The sequence below is a fragment of the Nocardia camponoti genome, from assembly GCF_014646135.1.
In the GTDB taxonomy this organism is placed as follows: Bacteria; Actinomycetota; Actinomycetes; order Mycobacteriales; family Mycobacteriaceae; genus Nocardia; species Nocardia camponoti.
On sequence record NZ_BMMW01000004.1, the window covers coordinates 183455 to 201362 of the forward strand.

General features: G+C 63.7%; 16 protein-coding genes. 6 read left to right on the forward strand and 10 right to left on the reverse strand.

The window, feature by feature from the left end; genetic code table 11:
- The first annotated feature begins 38 nt into the window (after positions 1-38).
- The gene (locus IEX78_RS19405; protein ID WP_188830452.1) at positions 39-2000 is read left to right on the forward strand and encodes a glycoside hydrolase family 15 protein; all 1962 of its coding nucleotides are present in this window, start codon (positions 39-41) and stop codon (positions 1998-2000) included.
- A 7-nt stretch (positions 2001-2007) separates the two neighbouring features.
- Here IEX78_RS19405 and IEX78_RS19410 read toward each other — a convergent pair whose 3' ends face one another.
- Together IEX78_RS19410 and IEX78_RS19415 are read right to left on the reverse strand one after the other, a co-directional pair.
- Positions 2008-3813 (reverse strand): dynamin family protein, encoded by a 1806-nt coding sequence (locus IEX78_RS19410; RefSeq protein ID WP_229684110.1) that lies wholly within the window; start codon positions 3811-3813, stop codon positions 2008-2010.
- 30 nt (positions 3814-3843) lie between these two features.
- Positions 3844-5748, reverse strand: coding sequence for a hypothetical protein (locus IEX78_RS19415; protein WP_188830453.1), 1905 nt, complete (start codon positions 5746-5748; stop codon positions 3844-3846).
- A gap of 200 nt (positions 5749-5948) precedes the next feature.
- On the opposite strand from IEX78_RS19415, the gene IEX78_RS19420 reads away from it, so the two are divergent.
- Genes IEX78_RS19420 through IEX78_RS19430 form a run of 3 tightly spaced genes read left to right on the forward strand, consistent with a single transcriptional unit; the run spans position 5949 to position 8451 of the window.
- On the forward strand, positions 5949-6356 hold the full coding sequence (locus tag IEX78_RS19420) for a hypothetical protein (protein WP_188830454.1): 408 nt from the start codon (positions 5949-5951) through the stop codon (positions 6354-6356).
- 35 nt (positions 6357-6391) lie between these two features.
- Positions 6392-7084 (forward strand): response regulator transcription factor, encoded by a 693-nt coding sequence (locus tag IEX78_RS19425; RefSeq protein ID WP_188830455.1) that lies wholly within the window; start codon positions 6392-6394, stop codon positions 7082-7084.
- Positions 7081-8451, forward strand: a complete 1371-nt coding sequence (locus tag IEX78_RS19430; RefSeq protein ID WP_188830456.1) for a sensor histidine kinase — start codon at positions 7081-7083, stop codon at positions 8449-8451. Before IEX78_RS19425 ends, IEX78_RS19430 begins: the two co-directional genes overlap by 4 nt.
- Positions 8452-8459: 8 nt before the next feature.
- Here the strand turns inward: IEX78_RS19430 and lepA are convergent, their stop codons facing one another.
- From lepA to IEX78_RS19455, 5 genes are all read right to left on the reverse strand, one after another.
- Positions 8460-10310 carry a translation elongation factor 4 gene (lepA, locus tag IEX78_RS19435; protein ID WP_373291630.1) on the reverse strand — a complete coding sequence of 617 codons (1851 nt, stop codon included), beginning with the start codon at positions 10308-10310 and terminating at the stop codon, positions 8460-8462.
- 35 nt (positions 10311-10345) lie between these two features.
- Complete coding sequence (locus tag IEX78_RS19440) at positions 10346-11563, reverse strand: tyrosine-type recombinase/integrase (RefSeq protein WP_188830458.1); 1218 nt, start codon at positions 11561-11563, stop codon at positions 10346-10348.
- Between the two features lie 205 nt (positions 11564-11768).
- Positions 11769-12005: a helix-turn-helix domain-containing protein gene (locus IEX78_RS19445; RefSeq protein ID WP_308426568.1), complete on the reverse strand. Its 237-nt coding sequence runs from the start codon at positions 12003-12005 to the stop codon at positions 11769-11771.
- Complete coding sequence (locus tag IEX78_RS19450; RefSeq protein ID WP_188830460.1) at positions 11969-12343, reverse strand: hypothetical protein; 375 nt, start codon at positions 12341-12343, stop codon at positions 11969-11971. Before IEX78_RS19450 ends, IEX78_RS19445 begins: the two co-directional genes overlap by 37 nt.
- Before the next feature lie 300 nt (positions 12344-12643).
- Positions 12644-12880, reverse strand: a complete 237-nt coding sequence (locus tag IEX78_RS19455; RefSeq protein ID WP_188830461.1) for a helix-turn-helix transcriptional regulator — start codon at positions 12878-12880, stop codon at positions 12644-12646.
- A 332-nt stretch (positions 12881-13212) separates the two neighbouring features.
- Between IEX78_RS19455 and IEX78_RS19460 the strand changes: the two genes are divergently transcribed.
- Both IEX78_RS19460 and IEX78_RS19465 read left to right on the forward strand, forming a co-directional pair.
- Positions 13213-13884 carry a helix-turn-helix domain-containing protein gene (locus IEX78_RS19460; protein WP_229684111.1) on the forward strand — a complete coding sequence of 224 codons (672 nt, stop codon included), beginning with the start codon at positions 13213-13215 and terminating at the stop codon, positions 13882-13884.
- Positions 13885-13925: 41 nt separating this feature from the next.
- On the forward strand, positions 13926-14285 hold the full coding sequence (locus IEX78_RS19465) for a hypothetical protein (RefSeq protein WP_229684112.1): 360 nt from the start codon (positions 13926-13928) through the stop codon (positions 14283-14285).
- Between the two features lie 17 nt (positions 14286-14302).
- Here IEX78_RS19465 and IEX78_RS19470 read toward each other — a convergent pair whose 3' ends face one another.
- The 3 genes from IEX78_RS19470 to IEX78_RS19480 are packed head-to-tail and all read right to left on the reverse strand — an operon-like array spanning position 14303 to position 17177.
- Positions 14303-15661: a cytochrome P450 gene (locus IEX78_RS19470; protein ID WP_188830464.1), complete on the reverse strand. Its 1359-nt coding sequence runs from the start codon at positions 15659-15661 to the stop codon at positions 14303-14305.
- A gap of 2 nt (positions 15662-15663) precedes the next feature.
- Complete coding sequence (locus IEX78_RS19475; protein ID WP_308426575.1) at positions 15664-16824, reverse strand: DUF6545 domain-containing protein; 1161 nt, start codon at positions 16822-16824, stop codon at positions 15664-15666.
- Positions 16821-17177 (reverse strand): ImmA/IrrE family metallo-endopeptidase, encoded by a 357-nt coding sequence (locus IEX78_RS19480; protein ID WP_188830466.1) that lies wholly within the window; start codon positions 17175-17177, stop codon positions 16821-16823. Before IEX78_RS19480 ends, IEX78_RS19475 begins: the two co-directional genes overlap by 4 nt.
- Positions 17178-17908 lie beyond the last annotated feature (731 nt).

Below are 17908 nucleotides of genomic sequence, written 5' to 3' on the forward strand. Positions count from 1 at the left end.
GGCAGTGCGGCAGCCCGAACGGGCAGGCATCATTGGGTATGGCATCTTCTGGTCTGGATGGTTTGCCGATCTTGCGTCCCGTCTCTTCAGGCGGGCGTCCCGGGGCTTTTCCGCCCATCGACGACTACGCGTTCCTGTCCGATTGCGAGACCAACTGCCTCATCGCGAGCAGCGGATCGGTCGAGTGGATGTGCGTGCCACGCCCGGACTCACCAAGTGTTTTCGGTTCGATACTCGATCGCAGCGCAGGCCATTTTCGTATCGGTCCTTACGGAAAGACCGTGCCTGCCGCACGGCGCTACCTGCCCGGCGGCATGATCGTCGAGACCACATGGCAGACCGAAACCGGCTGGTTGATCGTGCGCGACGCGCTTGTGCTCGGCCGTTGGCACAACAACATGGAACGCTCGAAAACCCATAGGCGCACGCCGATGGATTGGGATGCCGAGCACATGTTGTTGCGCACGGTGAAATGCGTGAGCGGCACGGTCGAGTTCGAGATGAGCTGCGAACCCGCTTTCGACTATTACCGCAAGCCGGTGCATTGGGAGTACACCGGCAGGGTTTACGAACAGGCGACGGCCACGTGTAAGGGCGACCCCGACCTTGGTCCGACGCTCACCCTCACCACCGATCTGCGGATTGGTTTGGAAGGGCGCGAAGCGCGGGCCCGCACACGTATGCGCGACGGCGATCGCGTATTCGTCGCGCTCACGTGGTCGGAATTGCCACCGCCAACGACCTACGACGAGGCCGCGCAAAAGATGGATACCACCATCGACTGCTGGCGGCAGTGGATCACCCTCGGCGACTTCCCCGACCACCCTTGGCGCAATTACTTGCAACGCAGCGCACTCACGCTCAAGGGCCTCACCTACGCCCCGACGGGCGCGCTCCTTGCCGCACCGACCACGTCCCTTCCGGAAACCCTTGGCGGAGAACGCAATTGGGATTATCGCTACACGTGGGTGCGTGACTCAAGCTTCGCGCTGTGGGGTCTTTACACCCTCGGTCTCGACCGTGAAGCCAACGATTTCTTCGCCTTCCTCGACGACGCGACCACCGGTGCGAACGGCGACGCGCTCCCCCTTCAAGTGCTCTACGGAATCGGCGGCGAGCGGCGGATCACCGAGGAAATCCTGCACAACCTCACCGGCTACGACGATTCGCGACCGGTCCGCATCGGTAACGACGCCTACGACCAAGATCAACACGACATCTGGGGCACCATGCTCGACACGGTGTATCTGCATGTGAAATCGCGTCAGCAAGTACCCGAATCGCTGTGGCCAATGCTCGAACGCACCGTGCAGGCCGCCATCAAACATTGGCGCGAACCCGATCGCGGCATTTGGGAAGTGCGCGGTGAACCGCAACAGTTCACCGCGTCGAAGGTGATGTGCTGGGTCGCGCTCGACCGCGGCGCTCGCCTCGCGCAGCTCAACGGCAAGCGCGGCCAAGCCGCCGAGTGGTTCAAAATCGCCGACGAAATTCGCGACAACGTGCTCGAACATGGTGTCGACGCGAACGGCGTTTTCACCCAGGTTTATGGCGGCGATTCCCTCGACGCGTCGCTGCTGCTGATTGTGCTCACCCGTTTTCTGCCGCCCGACGACCCACGCGTGATTCGCACGGTGCTCGCCATCGCCGACAACCTCACCGTCAACGGGCTCGTCCTGCGCTACGACACGTCAACAACCGACGACGGATTGCACGGCGAAGAAGGCACGTTCACGATCTGTTCGTTCTGGCTCGTTTCCTGCTTGGTGGAAATTGGCGAACTCGAACGCGCGACACACCTGTGCGAACGGTTGCTCGGCTTGGCGAGTCCGCTGCGGCTCTATGCCGAGGAAATCGATCCGCGCACCGGCCGCCACCTCGGTAACTTCCCGCAGGCATTCACCCACCTTGCGCTGATCAACGCCGTCACGCACGTGATCAGGGCCGAAGATTCACGCGAGGCAGGCCAGTTCCAACCCGCGCATGGAAACGGGCGTTAAAAAAAAACTACAGCGCGTCGGCGCGTTGGCGAATCGACCGTAGCCGGGTGAGGTTCGCGTCGAGTTCGGCTAGTCGGTGCTCGCGGCCTTGGCCGTAGCGCAGCCCGGCGGTCTCGGCGGCGCGCAACGCGTCGTCGGCCGTGCGCACTACTTCCGTCGCGATATCGGTGTAGTGATCGCGCAGAACACGCTGCAAAGTGCGCAGTCGGTTCCGCGATTCCTTGCCGATTTGGAAAACCACGTCGTCGACCAATCGTGCGACGGCCATCTTCGCTTCAGCCTGTCTACGCTGTTTGCGGGCACGTCGATCGTCAAAGAGCGCGTTGAGGCCAAGCAACAAACCAGCGCCCGCTGAATACCAGTTCACCAGCGACATCCCAAGCAGACTTGTTGCCAAGCCAACCATCAGAATGCCGCCATAGGAACCACGCAATGCCGACAGCGCCTGCTGGCCAATGCTTGCCTTCGCGCTTTCCAACGGTTCGAGCGGTTGCACCGGCGCGAGCACCGCGTCTGGATCGGTGACGCGCAGTTCGGGCAGGGTGGGAACGCGATGGTTGGGCGGGAATTTCGCGGCAACCTGTTCGGCCAGTTCTTCGGCCCGGTGGTGGGCGATGACGAAGTTTTCCTCGATCGCGCCGCAAATGCGCGCGTCGAGGTCAGCGCCGAATTCCGCCCACTTCGGCGCGGGGTCGGCCGAGGTGATCTCGGCTTCCGCTTCGCGTACCAGCGTGCGTAGTCGGTGGCGAAGGTCGTGTTCGATGTCGGCACCCAACTCGGCGGCCCCGTCAACGAGGGTCACCTGCCAGGACGCCGTGCGCTGTCGCAACGCCTCGGCTTCGGCGCGGGTCGCGGCGAGTCGCCGGGTGATCTCCGCGCGACTGCGCGGGTCGCGTAGCGCGTCGGACTCCGCGCGCATGGTCGCCCCGAGTTGGTCGGTGATCAGCGCGATGTCGCGGGCTGCCGCACTAATCGCGACCGCGTCGGCGCGCGTGATCACGTAGTCGTTGAGATGCTCAAGTAGCTGCGGAACGCCAGAATCGCGGTCACGTTGCGGATCGCCCAGTTCGGTTGCTTGGCGGTGCAACAGCGCTGACACCGGCGCCACGGCGAAATTCAGTCCGCTCGCTTCCAACAACGCGCGGTCACGACCCAGCGTGAGCGACCAGTTCGGATTGCGGTCGATTTTGCTGAGCACACAGATAACCGACGGACACATCTGCTCGACGCGCCGCAAATAGTCGAGTTGGCGTTCGGAAAGTTCACTCGCCGCGTCGACAACGTACAAAACAACGTCGGCGGCGGCGATCATCGACCACGCGACATTGTCGTGGACCGCCGACCCCGGCGCGTCCATCACAACGAGGCCGCCGTGCAACAACGGGCTCGGTTCGGCGAATTCGGCGCGGACAACACCGGGGACGGCGAGCGCGGGTCCGGGGTGGCGCGGGTCGATGGCTTGGCGCTCAACTCCGCCCGCTGCCTTCTTCACTGCGGTAGCGGCTGGCGCGACACCGTATTCGACAATGACCGGCACACTCGGCCGACCATCGGTGGGGCTGACCGTCACGCCGACCAGGCTGTTGACCAGCGTGCTCATCCCCGACTGCGGTTCACCGACGACAACAAGTCGAACGCGTGGGTCGCCAAGCTTGGCCGCGACCATGCCGAGCCTGCTGTCGAGGTCATCGCGACCGGCCGCGCGGGCGAGGTCACGCAGATCGTCGACAACGCCGATGACGCCAGCCAACGCTTCCGGGTGTTTCACCGTCGCGGCCTGCAATCCGGCTGCGGCAGACAACTCGTTCCTCACTCTCGTCGGCTGCCCGGCCAGCTGCGCGGGCTAGGCGATGTCGTACCCGTGGTGATCGGCGACAAACGCCTGCGCGTGCGGGTCAAAGGTGGACGACCAGCCGTTGTTGAACAGGCCGGTTGTCACGCCATGGTAACTGTCGTTGTAGGAACCGTGGTCGGCAATCGGCTTCACTTCGAGTGGTTTGACCTGGACCGGAGTCGGTTGCACCGGCGCGACCGGCGTCGGCACCGTCACCGTTGGCGGGTGCGCGTCGACCGTCGGGGCTGGCTTCACCGTGGGCTGCTGCGTTGGCACCGTCACCGTTGGCTGCGGCACCGTTTGGGTTGGGAGGTCAACCGTCGGCGTTGGGTGCGGCGTGGTCGGGACGCTTGGCGTGGTGATCCCGCCGGTCGGATCCGGTTCTACCGGAAGCGGTTTCACGGGGGCGACCGTGATCGGTGCCTTCGTGATGTCAGGGATCGTTGGTGCCACGGTTGCCTTAGGCAGATCCGGCAGTTTCACCGGGGTCTGGTCGGCGGTCGGCAGCGTTGACGGTGGCGTCACGACGGGCGCGACAGTGGGCGTGGTGACCGTCGGTAGTGAATACTCCTGCGGCACAACGGATTTCGTTGGCGGAGGCGGAGTGAAGATCGCGGGAACCGCTGCGGCGGGTGCTGTGAGCGCGCCCGAACCCTGTGTTCCGCCAAGAACGTTGGCGATCGGGGTCGATGCCGCGTCGGGCTGGATCGTTGTTTGCAACGGGGTCGCGGTCACCGGGCTCGGTGCCGCAGGGGCTACCGGCGCGGCAGGCGCGATCGGCGCGGGTGCGACAACGGCTGGCGCGGGAGTCGGCGCGGTCAGGGCGGGCGACGTACCCAACGTGGGCGAGACCGGGACGGTTGGCGCGGCGGTACCGCCCGGCAGCCCACTCGACGCGCCCGGAGCAGCTCCGGTTGACGACGGCAAGCCAGTGCCGTTCGTGTTTTCCGTGCCGGGCTTGCCACTCGCGCTCAGCGGCTGTTGCGTCGTGCTGCCAAGCGACTGCTTGTCAGCATCGATTTGGCTGCCGACCTTGCTCGCGTCGGTAGACCCGTCGAGCTGGATGTCGCCTTTGGCCGACGACGCGACCCACACACCGTCAGCGCCCGCGTGCAGCCCGACATGGACCTCGCCGGTGATTTCCACGCCGAGCCCTTCGAAGCTCACATAGAAGTCGCCGATGCCGTTGAAACCATCGAGTTCGCCGAACTCGTCGATGCCCTTGAGTCCATCGAGACCGTCAAGGAAGTCATCGCCGAGGAAGTCGTCCCCCAGGAAGTTATCGCCTAGGAAGTCGTTGCCTAGGAAATTGTCACCGAGAAAACCGTCGCCGACACCGTCGTTAAAGCCGGGGACTTCGATGGGACCGACGTTATTGCCACCACCGACTCCAGGAGCGGGGAAGCTAGGCGCGCCCGGAGCAACGGGAGTGCCGACGGCGTTCCCGGGCGGGCCAGGGAAACCGATGCCATCGAAACCGCCACCGGATTCAACACCGGGAAACGCGCCCCCACCGACTGGCTCGCCCTCGATCGGCGGCACCGCTGGATACGGCGAGGCGTGCCCGCTCACGTCGCCGAGCGCGCCGTCGAGATACGTTGGGCGCGAAGCACTTTCGAGCGCACCGTTAACCGTCAGCGGATCCGTCGGATGACCAGGTGCCCCAACCCATCTGGGTGCGGCAGTCAGATCGGGGAAGGTCACCACTGGGCTCGGGCCGCTCGGGCCGGGGTCGGCCTTCGCAGGCTCGGTTGCCCACCCGACATAGCGACTGTCATCGTTGCTTGTGGTGTGTTCGTCTGCTCCGTTGGCCGCCACTAGGGCGCCGCCGGTGACATAAGCACTGGCCCGCGCCACTCGGGCGACGCCGTTAGCCACGCGATAGGCCAGGTCCGCATCGTCTGCGCGCGTCATGCAAACTCCAAGATTTCACTTTTCGATCATCAAACACCATGCGCCGACATCGGGCCACTCTTTCGGGCAAGAAGAGCACCCGCCCAGCCACTGCAAGAGAACTCTAATGATTGCTCAACGGCGACTGAAGATCGCGGCCATAGCGTCGGGATCACCGACCAAGCAGTGTCGGTGTGACCCAAGCTCAGGAGGCCAATCCCATGACCAAAACCCGCACTCGCCGCCACCTTCGCGCTACCGCGTTGCTCGGCGGGCTCGTCCTGATTACCGCGCCGCTTGTCGGGTTTGCGAGCGCTGACCAGGGCGGCAACGACGAACACGTCACCATCACGTGTACGGCTCCCCCCGGTACACCGCTCCCCGAGTTTGAGCATTCGGTCCCCGCGTCATTGGCCGACGGCACCGAACTCGTCCCCGCACCGGCCGGTTCGGCCTTCGACCACACGATCGAAGCCCCGTCGCCCGCGACGCCTCTTGACGGGACCAAGTTCGTCCCCGCTCCCCCGGGCTCAGGTTTCGACAACACGATCGAAGCGCGACCAGCACCCGGTGCGCACTTCGACGGCGAACTCACGTGCGGGCCGAAGCTGCCCACGCCCCCGCGCTGACCTCGATAAATGTGCCGAGCAACTAGGGTAAAGCGATGACCGGACACCAGATCTTGGTCGTTGACGACGAGGTCAGGGTGCTCGCGTCACTGCGGCGTGGCCTTGAACTCGCTGGCTTCGACGTCATCACCGCGAGCGATGGTGCCCGCGCGCTCACGCTTGTTGGTTCGGCAGCGCCGGACGCGATGGTGCTCGATGTGAACATGCCTGAACTCGACGGCGTCGGCGTCGTGACCGCACTGCGCGCGATGGGCAACGACATCCCCATCTGCGTCCTCTCCGCGCGCAGTGCGGTCACCGATCGCATCGCGACACTTGAGCGCGGCGCTGACGACTACCTCACCAAACCGTTCGACTTGGGCGAATTGGTCGCGCGACTACGTTCGCTGCTGCGACGCAGCGCGGCGGCGAGCCCGCAGGGTGCACACACCGTGCAGGTCGGCGAGGTGGTTGTCGATCGCGCTGGGCATCGCGTGCACGCGGGCGGACAGCCGGTTGAGTTGACCAAGCGCGAATTCGAACTGCTCGCAATGCTCGCCGACAACGCTGGCATGGTGGTGAGTCGCGAACAGATTCTGTCGAAGGTGTGGGGCTACGACTTCGTCACCGAGACCAATGTCGTCGACGTTTTCGTTTCCTATCTTCGACGGAAATTGGAGGCCAATGGCGTGCCTCGGGTGGTGCACACCGTGCGCGGCGTTGGCTTCGTGCTGCGGGACCGGCCGTGAGGTCGCTGTCGCTGCGGACGCGAGTCGCTGTCGTTTCCGGGCTCGTTGCCGCGCTGGTCGCGGTGACCTTGGGCATTGCCTACGCGGCGCTGCTTGAGGTCGCCGGGACCAGGCAACTCGACGAGACGATTTCGACCCTGCACGTCGAAGTCGCCGACGGCGCGCTGTCGCCCGCGACGCCAGCGCCGCTGAGCCCTCCTCCCGCGCCAAACACCGATCCGCACAGCACATCGTCGGCCGCACCTGATGGACAGAGCGCATCGCCCCGCACCCCAGCCGCCGAACCAAATCCTGACTCGCGAGCTCCTGCCGAGGTTCGTGATCCCGCCGATCCCGCCCTGGGTCCCGGCGGTCCTTTCGCCGTAGTCGCGCAGGTAGAAGGCGCACCGGGCATGTTGGTGCAGCTCAATCCTGATCGCGCGTCGGTCAATTCGGCCGTCACCCGCAGTCAGCTCATCGGGCTCGGCATTGGCATCGCTGGTGTGGTCCTCGCGGCTGGCCTCGGGTGGCTGTTGGCGGGCGTAGTCGCTAGACCGCTGCGTCGATTGGCGACAGCGACGCGCGAAATCGACACTCTCGACGCACTGCCGCCGCTGTCCGGTCGCGGCGCACGCGAAGCGGAAGAACTGTCCGACGCCATCACCCGCATGCTCGCCCGCCTCGAAACCGCCCATGCCGAAACTCGTGCCGCGCTGGCCAGTGCCCGCGATTTCGCCGCCGTCTGTGCCCATGAACTCCGGACCCCGCTCACGGCGATCCGCACGGATCTGCAAGTTCTCGCTGGCGACGACCTACCAGCCGACCAACGTCCGCTTGTTCTCGCCGACGTGCTCGCCGCCGAAAGCCAGATCGAACACACCCTCGCCGACCTCGAACGGCTTGCCGTTGGCGAACTGACTACCAACACCGCGTTCGAGTCGTTCGACCTGTGCGATGTTGTTGATCGCGCGGTGCACGATGCCGCGCGGGCCTATCCGGGCGTCGAGGTGACGCTGAGCGGCTGCGATCCGGTCGAGTTGACCGGGCTGCCTGGCGGAATCCTGCTTGTGATCACGAATGCCGTCGCCAACGCCGTCCATCATGGTGAAGCGACGCGCGTTGTGGTCGCGGCGACCGCCGACGACAACGAAGTTGAGTTGATCATTGACGACAACGGAACGGGCATCGCGAAGTCGGTGGCACCCAACGCTTTTGACCGGTTTGTGAAGCGGCCAGGTTCGCCCGGTTCAGGGCTCGGCTTGGCGCTAGTGCGACAGCAGGCTGAATTGCACGGTGGCACAGCGGAATTGGGGCCCAGTCCGCTCGGCGGGGGACGACTACGCATCCGCCTACCGCGCGTGCAGGCGCCGGTTCGTACCGACGCCTGAACTACGACCTACTTCTTTGGCTTGTCTGAATCCGACGACAGCGCGGCGACGAACGCTTCCTGCGGAACCTCAACGCGCCCAATCGTCTTCATCCGCTTCTTGCCTTCCTTCTGCTTTTCCAGCAGCTTGCGCTTACGGCTGATGTCGCCGCCGTAGCACTTGGCAAGCACGTCCTTGCGGATCGCGCGGATGTTTTCGCGGGCGATGATCTTCGCCCCGATCGCCGCCTGAATCGGCACCTCGAACTGCTGACGCGGGATCAGTTCGCGCAGCTTGGTCGTCATTTTGTGCCCGTACGCCTGGGCCGCGTCCTTATGCACGATGGCACTGAACGCGTCGACCGCCTCGCCCTGCAGGAGGATGTCGACCTTCACCAACGCGGCTTCCTGCTCGCCCGCCTCTTCGTAATCGAGCGACGCGTAACCGCGCGTGCGCGACTTCAGCGAGTCGAAGAAGTCGAAAATAATCTCGGCCATCGGCAGCGTGTAGCGCATTTCCACGCGCGTTTCCGACAGGTAATCCATGCCGAGCAATTCGCCGCGACGCGCCTGGCACAGTTCCATGATCGTGCCAACGAACTCACTTGGCGCGATCACCGTGCACTTGGTGATGGGCTCGTAAATCTCGCGTGCCTTGCCTTCTGGCCAGAACGACGGGTTCGTGACCACGTGTTCAGTGCCGTCTTCCATGACAACGCGATAGATCACGTTCGGCGCGGTGGAAATGAGGTCGAGGCCGAATTCGCGCTGCAGCCGTTCGCGCGTGATTTCCATGTGGAGCAGTCCGAGGAAGCCACAGCGGAAACCGAACCCAAGCGCGACGGAGGTTTCCGGCACGTAGGTGAGCGCGGCGTCGTTGAGCTGCAGTTTGTCGAGCGCGTCGCGCAGCACCGGGTAGTCAGAACCGTCGACCGGGTACAGGCCGGAGTAGACCATTGGGCGCGGCTCGTGATAGCCAGCGAGCGCCTGGACGGCACCGTCGCGCGCGGAGGTGACGGTATCGCCGACCTTCGACTGACGAACGTCCTTCACACCGGTGATCAGGTACCCAACCTCGCCGACGCCGAGACCCTGCGTTGGCTTCGGTTCGGGCGAAACGATGCCGATTTCCAGCAGCTCATGGGTGGCGCCGGTCGACATCATCTTGATCTTCTGCCGTGGCATGAGCTTGCCGTCAACCACGCGGACGTAGGTGACGACGCCACGGTAGGTGTCATAAACCGAGTCGAAAATGAGGGCGCGCGGCGGTGCGTCGGAGTCGCCGACCGGGGCCGGGATCTCGGCGATCACCTTGTCGAGCAGCTCGGTCACACCGACGCCGGTTTTGCCCGACACGCGCAGCACGTCCTCGGGTTCACACCCGACAATGTGAGCGATCTCGGCGGCGTAGCGATCGGGATCGGCGGCAGGCAGATCGATCTTGTTGAGGACCGGGATGATCGTGAGGTCGCGTTCCATCGCCAGATACAGGTTGGCGAGCGTCTGCGCTTCAATGCCCTGAGCGGCGTCAACCAGCAGGATCGCGCCTTCACACGCCTCAAGCGCACGCGACACTTCATAGGTGAAGTCGACGTGGCCCGGAGTGTCGATCAGGTGCAGGACGTAGTCGGTGCCATCGACCTGCCACGGCAGACGCACGTTCTGCGCCTTGATCGTGATGCCGCGCTCGCGTTCGATGTCCATGCGGTCCAGGTACTGGGCGCGCATGGACCGGTCGTCGACCACACCGGTCAGCTGCAACATCCGATCGGCCAGGGTCGACTTGCCGTGGTCGATGTGGGCGATGATGCAGAAGTTCCGGATCCGGGACGGATCGGTGAACGTCGTGTCGACAAAGCTAGGCACGGGTCTCCTGGTCACAAGTGGGATTCGGCGTTGTCCATGATCCCACGAGGCTAGGCAGCCTCGGCCCGCAGGTCCGATCCCATCCCATTCTCATCCCATCGCTGCGCAGTAATGTCTTGGAGCGCTTCGTCCATGTCTTCTCTCAGAGCGTCTTCCTGGCCGGGCCACAGGTGGACGTAAACCTTCCATGTCATATTCGGAGTGGAGTGTCCTAGAAGTTCGCTGACCGTCTTTACATCACGTCCCTTGAAGATTAGCCGCGACGCGAAGTAGTGACGCAGGTCGTGCCATGACCACTCCGTCCCGAGCCCCGCTTTCTCACACGCTCGGCGGAAGTTGCCACCGAGCAAAGTGGCATACCAGCGTCCACCACGCGGCGCGGCGAAGATCAGGTCGCCGGGACCACGGCTGTGGGCATCGTCGGCCAGATAGGCGGCGAGGGTCGCCACAGCCGACTTGGACAACGGAATGGTGCGGCGCGAAGACTTGGTCTTGGGCGTGATCGGTTCCTTTTTGGGGCTGCGTGCGGCCTGCTGGACCACGTTGAGTTCTCGCCGCACGAAGTTCACGTCCTGGACGCGGAGGCCAGCGACTTCGCTGACCCGCAGGCCAGTCAGCGCGCTCAGCAGGATCATGATGGAGACGGTCTCGGAGGCGTGTTCCCGAACGCGACTGATGAGCTGTGGCGTGAGGAGCTCTGTGGCAGTCGGGCCTTTCAGGCCCTCTTCGTAGTCGTCTCCATCGAGCCTGAACTTCCTGGCCGCGTTCTTGACAATCAGCTCATCGTCAACAGCAATTTGGAGAAGAGTCGTCAGGTGCTGGAGGTACAACGATGCCGTCGAGAGCTGGATTGCCTTTCCCTTACACCACGGTCGCCCAGTGAGGAGCAAGTCAGTCCAGTCACGGATATCACTGCGTTGAATCTGCGCCAGGCTGAGCTTTGCCAGCGGCCCCAGGTTGTTGATGAATTGCTGCCGAGCCTTGAAGGTTCCATCTTTGCGGGCACGGTCCCGCCATTTCTCGGCATACGACTTAACATTCTGCTTGCCGAGGTCAGGGTTGACGTATTCACCGTCACGGAGCTTGGCTTCTATTTTGCTCTTGAAGTATTCAGCCGTGTCGGGAATATCGTAGCGACCTCGTTTGTCGAATGTTTTCGAGTCCGGTATTCCATTCTGATCCTCCCAGCGAACGATGTACCGCTTCACCTTCTTCTTTGGGCCGCCCCGCGGGCCCATCATGATTTCACGAACCTGGATACTTGCCATCTCCACACTCTCTGGATCGAATTATCTTGCGCGCCCCCTTAGATCGAGGCGCTAGCAAACTATTGATTGCCAACCGAACATCCGTCTACCGAGAAAAGTTAGCCGACGGATAGCTGAGCCGCGCCCTACGTACGCGATCCGACCCCCCGCAGACCTATCGTCATTGGAGGGTCGGAGATTCCGGTCTCAGCCGAGAACGCGTGCCTTATGCAGCTCGCCGAGTGCGGCTGGTTTTTAGGAGATCCCGCTCCCACTCTTCTATGTCGATCAGCCGATATCGCCGGTACCGGCCGACCTTTATGTAGCGAGGACCTTTTCCGGCTGATGCCCATACGGATATCGTCTTCACTGGGACCTGAAAGCGCCTGGCCAGATCTTCGGAGGTGAGCCATACCTCATCGGCGGTCACAAAACCGCTTCCTTCGCGATTCGATTCGCCCACATATCGCCGTCACGCCACCTGACGGACGCCGTCGTCGGACCAGCGGCCGTGACTACTGATCGACCGGATGCGATAACCGCACGACGGGCCGTCTCGCTCGGTCCGATTGCGACAAGAACGGCAGGCCGGTCTACCGCGATCCAGTTGGCGTCAAGCTCATAACCCGGCGGGAGTGAGGTGATGTCGCGCTTACCGAGGTTCAAGCCTGACGAGAATTGGAAACCTAGCGCTCCGCGATACGACCGCCGGAGGGTTTTGATGTACCAATTTTCTACGTGCGATGGCTCGCCAGGATCTCCCAGGTGGACAAGCTCATCGGGGTCGAGTGCCTGAATCATGTGCACTGCTGCAAACAGAGCATCCGGGTGATGGTGAGGCATCTCCAGCGTCGGCACGACGAGGACGAGCCTGCTTGCGGCGGCGCCGAGCGGTCTCGACCTCCGCCGACTGGGATCGAAGATCGAAACATTGCTGTCGGGGTGAGTGTTCATTTCATACCTGAGCTGCGTAGATGATGGCGACGATTGCGCGGGAGATCCCGAGTAGCGCTTGTGCGCCATTTGCGAGGACGCGTCAGCGAGACTCCTGGGGGGGGTCGTATCAGGCAAGCCTCTGCTGATGCCTCAGCCTGGAAGCGATCAGGCGACGTGACGACGGACGTTGGCCTGGGCGATTTGCCGTCGAAGTTTCGCTTCGGCTCGTAGTCGGTTCTCCCACGCGATGATGTCGGCCAGGGCATAGCGGCGGATACGTCCCGGCTTGATGAAGTCGGGGCCGGTGCCGGTGTAGGCCCAGTTGTCCAGCGTGCAGACCTCGACCTTGAGCCGTAACGCGACTTCCTTGCTCGTCAGCCAGATGTCGTTGGTGTTGTCCATTGCCTGTTTCCTTAGTTGAAGCGGTAGCCGGGTGACGCCTGTGAGCTAGCTCGGTACTGAGCAGGCTCCACTACACGGGCGTCACATCAGGGGCCTGACATGTGGCTACCTGTCGCTGCAGCGCCATAGTACGCAGTTTGGTGCACAGTTTCAACCAGTTAAGTACACACGTTCGGCACTACGGCTATGTAGTTAGCTGTTCCTGCGCCTGGATATGACGCAGGTAACTACGGAAATCCCGACTAGGAAGTACCGACTCAGGTCATGTAGTATCGACAGCAATGTGGGTACAGCAGCCCGTTCTGCGAGCCCTTCTACACAGAGTCGAGGCGATGACTACACGACACCCCGAGTACCTAGGCCAGGTAGTGCAGGCACGGCGCGAAGAGCTGGGCTTGTCCAAGCAGGCGGTTCATGCGGCCGTCGGGCTGAACCCAAGGACGATCGACAAGATCGAAAGCGGCCAGGCCGGGCGAATCCGCAACGACACACTGCCCAGGCTGGACACGGTGCTGCAATGGAAGGACGGCTCCGCATTGGACGCCTTCACCAAGCACCTACCCCCGCGAGTCACCGCTGCCGCCGACGTGCCCCAGCCGACGTCAAAGGTGCTCTACATTCCGATCCCGGCCAACTTGTTCCAGGACACTGTGGCGATGGCGCAGAGGGTGACCGAGGTTGCGGGCGATGATGAACGTCTCGCGCCGCTGGTCGAAGGCATGAACACGATCGCTGACCGCATGCTGAGGGCGTGGACTATCGCCGATATCGAGCATCAGCGCTTCGACGGGACACTGAGCGCGGCCACCATCGAGATGCTGTTGGGCCACTATCTGCGCCGCGCGCCGCAGGCACCCACGGCCGACGATCACACGGAGTTGTTGTATCTGCGCTGGCTACTGGAGCGGCTGCCGGAATCGGAGTCCGAGCGCGCCGAGGAGTTCGCGCAGCGGTGGTCACAGATGCAGCAGACACTTTCGGCAACCCGACGGATCAACCGGTGAGGACTCTCATGGCACTGCCGTTAGCTGGGAAGATCGACCGCATGATCGCCTATTCGCACCGATGGGACGAACCGGCGATGAACAACGAGCAGATCGCCGCCGCGCTGACCGAGGCGCTGGGGCGCGCGGTGGCTCCCGGGGACATCGCGGCTCTGCGCACCGGTGCAGTCCTGGAGGTCACGCGCGAGGTCGCGGACGCGCTGTGTGCACTATGCGGTGTCACCGATGTGGCCTATCTGCTGCCGGTCGGCGACGAGGATGTGGATATCGATTTGCGGCTACAGCTGTGGACCCTGGCGCGTGATCGCGGGGTGCAGCACGTTGCGGCGCGAGCGTTGACACGGGACAAGCTCAGGGAGCTGATCGCCGATCTGCGAGCACTTCCTGCCCGCACACGGTAATTCAGCCCCTGCCCTGGTCATTCGATGCGGCGGAACCCGACCTTCAGGTTCGCCGGGCGTAGCGTCAGATTCTCCTCGACATCGAGTACGCCGTGTGCGGTGAGTTCGTAATCGCGCACCAACGAGGCGATCAGCAGTTTCGCTTCGTGTAGCGCGAACGCCTGGCCGATGCACGCGCGCGGGCCGGTGCCGAACGGTCGATATGCCCAGGGTTTCGGCCGGAATCCACCCAGCCAGCGATCGGGGCGGAACTCGTTCGCGTCGCTCCCCCACACGGCCGGATCGCGCTGCACCGCCAACAGCAGCACGAACACCCATTCGCCCGCGGCGATGGGGTATCCGCCGAGCGTGGTGTCCTGACGCGCTTCGCGGAAGAATCCCGGCGCGATGGGCCACAGCCGTAGCGCTTCGGCGATCACCGCATCGGTGACCTCGAGCTTGGCCACGTCCTCGTAGGCGATGCGGCCGTTGGTGGTCAGCGCGGTGGCCTCGGCGCGTACCCGCGCGGCCAGCTCTGGATCATTGGCCAGAAAGTGCGTCACGAAGGCCAATAGGTTGCCCGTGGTCTCGTGCCCTGCGACGAAAAGCGTCAACACCTGCTCGACGAGGTTGTCATCGGGCAGGGCCGGGCCGTCGACGGGGTACATCATGCGGTCGAGCAGATCCGGGTACCGCTGGCCGGACTGTCGCCGCGCTTCGATCACCTCGGACACCACGCCCTTCATGAACGCGACATCCCGGTCGTTCTGGCGGGCACGCTTGCCGCCGGTCAGCTTGCCCACCAATGGGATTGCCGATTCCTGGGCGTAGGCGAAGACCCGCGTCAGCGCGTCGGCGAACGGGTTGCGACCGTTCCCGCGGTCGGCGAACGCGCCGACTGAGTAACCGAACCCAGCCAGCCCGATCGCCTCCAGCGCAGCATCGCCCATCATCGCGGCAGTGTCATCGACGGTGCAGCCCTGTCCGAGCCACTGCGCGGTCTGCTCCGCCACGTGGACGAAGGCATCGTGGTAATCAGCAAGCGCGGCGGGCACGAATCCCTGAATCAGCGCCTCGTGCCCACGTTTCCACTCCATCGAATCATTCGAAGCGGTGAAAAGACCGTTCCCGGCGATGGCGCGTAGCTTCTCGTACGGGCGGGCGAAATGGCGCTGCCACGACTTCTCATCGATGACCTCGCGCATGAGTTCCGAAGACCCGGCGAAGGTCAGATGGATTCCGCCGACGAACGTGCGCCGATACAACGGCCCCAGCTGGCTGAACTGCCACAGCGTCTTCTGGTTCGGGCGTTTGCGATCCATACCCAGCACGTCGCCCAGGATCGGCACCCGCTTTGGCGGATGCGGAATGCTCTGCGCCGCAGTAGTTTTCGTCATGGTCATACGGTTACCTCTCCGGGATGCGGTTCTGTGGCCTGGTCAGGGCCGGGACGGGTCCTGCTCCATTGGCGGGCGATCTTGAGTACGAACGCTTCGTTTCCCACCCACTCCGGCGCGGTCGCGTCCTGGTAGTGGTGGCCCTCTTCGCCCGCGTCCAGGGCGGCGCGCAGCGCCTGGCACACCTGGGTCGGGTCCGGGCGCGGGCCCAGACTGGCGAGATAGGGAGCGGCCGAGATCATCGTGTCTTCGATCTCGATGCGCATGCGATGTTCGGTCACCTGGGGCAGCGTTTTGCGCGCTTTGACGTGCAGACGCATTTCTGGGCGAGCATCCATCATGTCCGCCCACATCGGCTCGAGAACCGCGATATTGCGCGAGGCGGGATCGCAGCGCAGCCGGATCGCCAGGGACGTGGCGATCGAGGGCAAAGCCAGCAGCATCAGCAGCGCGACCGGGGCCAGGAACAGCAGATCATTGGTGCCCGCCCGATCGACGGTGAGGTCGTCCTGTACTCCTGCGGTGATCAACCAACCGGTAAGGATTCGAGTCCAGGCGTCGATCTGGGAGACCGCGATACAGACGATGAGGACACCCGCGAACACCGCGCGGGCGAGGCTCTGGCGCCAATGCCACACCAAACTGACGGCGGTGACCAAAATCATCAGCTCGGCGAGCGCGGTGGGCAGGGAATAGGTCGTCAGGTAGACCCCGGGCCGCCAGCCCGAAAGCTCCTCGACCGCGATATTGGCCGTACGCGCAGGGGCCGAGATCCACGCGAGCGCGACGACGAGCACCGCGACGCCGACCCAGATCAGCACTATGGTGCTGTCGCGCACGGGTTTTCGCGCGTGCCACAACAGTCCGATCCACACGAGAGCGCCAGCCGCGCACAGTGCAGCCGCGTGGGTGGCAAGGCGAATATCAGCGAGTGCGATCCAACGTGTCAGCACCGATTGAACGGCGCGGTCCCGCAGCAGCGCGGTAAACCAGAACGACATCGCCAGCGTCGCCAATGCCCAGTCCAGGCTCAGGCGTTCGATGAGCACCGTCATGCGGGCCACGACCACGACTGCGATCCAGATCAGCAGCGCGGTCGCGACCGGTTCGGACAGCGAGGACGTGGCTTCGGCGACGAGTAGGGGGCTTGGGTGGGGACTCATCGCCACATCAGTTCGATGACAGATGCCGCGCGGTGGCGCGCGCCGCTGATGTCATCGGGCCGGCCACGGCTCATCCCTGCAAGATGGGTTCCCAGCCATTCGGCTTCGCGCTCCGCAGTGGAGTCGAAGTGGCTCCGGTGCATGATCTCGCGAACTCGTAGCGGGTCCAGGCCATCGGCCAGCGACGAGTCGGTCACCTCGAATTGGTCGTCACCCCTGTGTTCGAGCAGGACGTGACCGACCTCGTGCATGATCTCCTGCCGCTGCCCGCGAGGTGATCTCGAGGGGTCGTACTTGACGACGAGCTCCTGCTGAGTGACCCACAGGGCGCCGCATCGCGACACCGACGGCACATGTACCCGCCATGGGTCCAAGACGATCCGCTTGCCGAGACGCCCGGACAGGTACCTCGCGAACTCCCCGACCGTCCAAGGCGGCGTTAGAGGGATTCCGTCCAAGATGCTCTGTAACCGGCTCTCATCCACCGCAGTCCCGACCTCCAGGTTCTGTACACGATCTCCATCTGTGCACCCAACAGCGCACGCTTATAGAAGCGACCGTTCAACTAATAGCTCCCCAACATAATAGCTGGTACATAGCTGACACGCTCTGGCGATGCCTACAGCAGAAGCCCGGCCATAGAGCAGGCCGACGAGCTGACGCGACCACGGCACCGCAGTGATGACCTGGCAATCTCCGCCAGAGAGCCGCGACGACGACCAGTGAATCGGCGTGCGAGATATCACACGGTCGGTCGTGGTTTCGATACCGCAGAACGGCAGGCGCTGGCCGCCCCCTGGGCTGATTTCGGTTCCGACACCCCTGACGTGTGATCTATATCACTCAATTGAATGTGATCGAGCTTGATCGAAGTTGGTCGTAGTAGCCCGTGCCGGATAGTTGCCGTTACTTCGATTTACCCACCTGAGCTGCACATTGTCCGTTTGCCCAAGGCCATTTACCTTCATTTCGCGGCCGGAAATCGGTCGCTGAACTGCAAGTGAGGGAGAAGTGCCGATGCGGGAGCGACCTGGTCGACAGGCTGCCGACTAGGCAGTCGCCCGCATGCTGCCGCGCGGCGCAA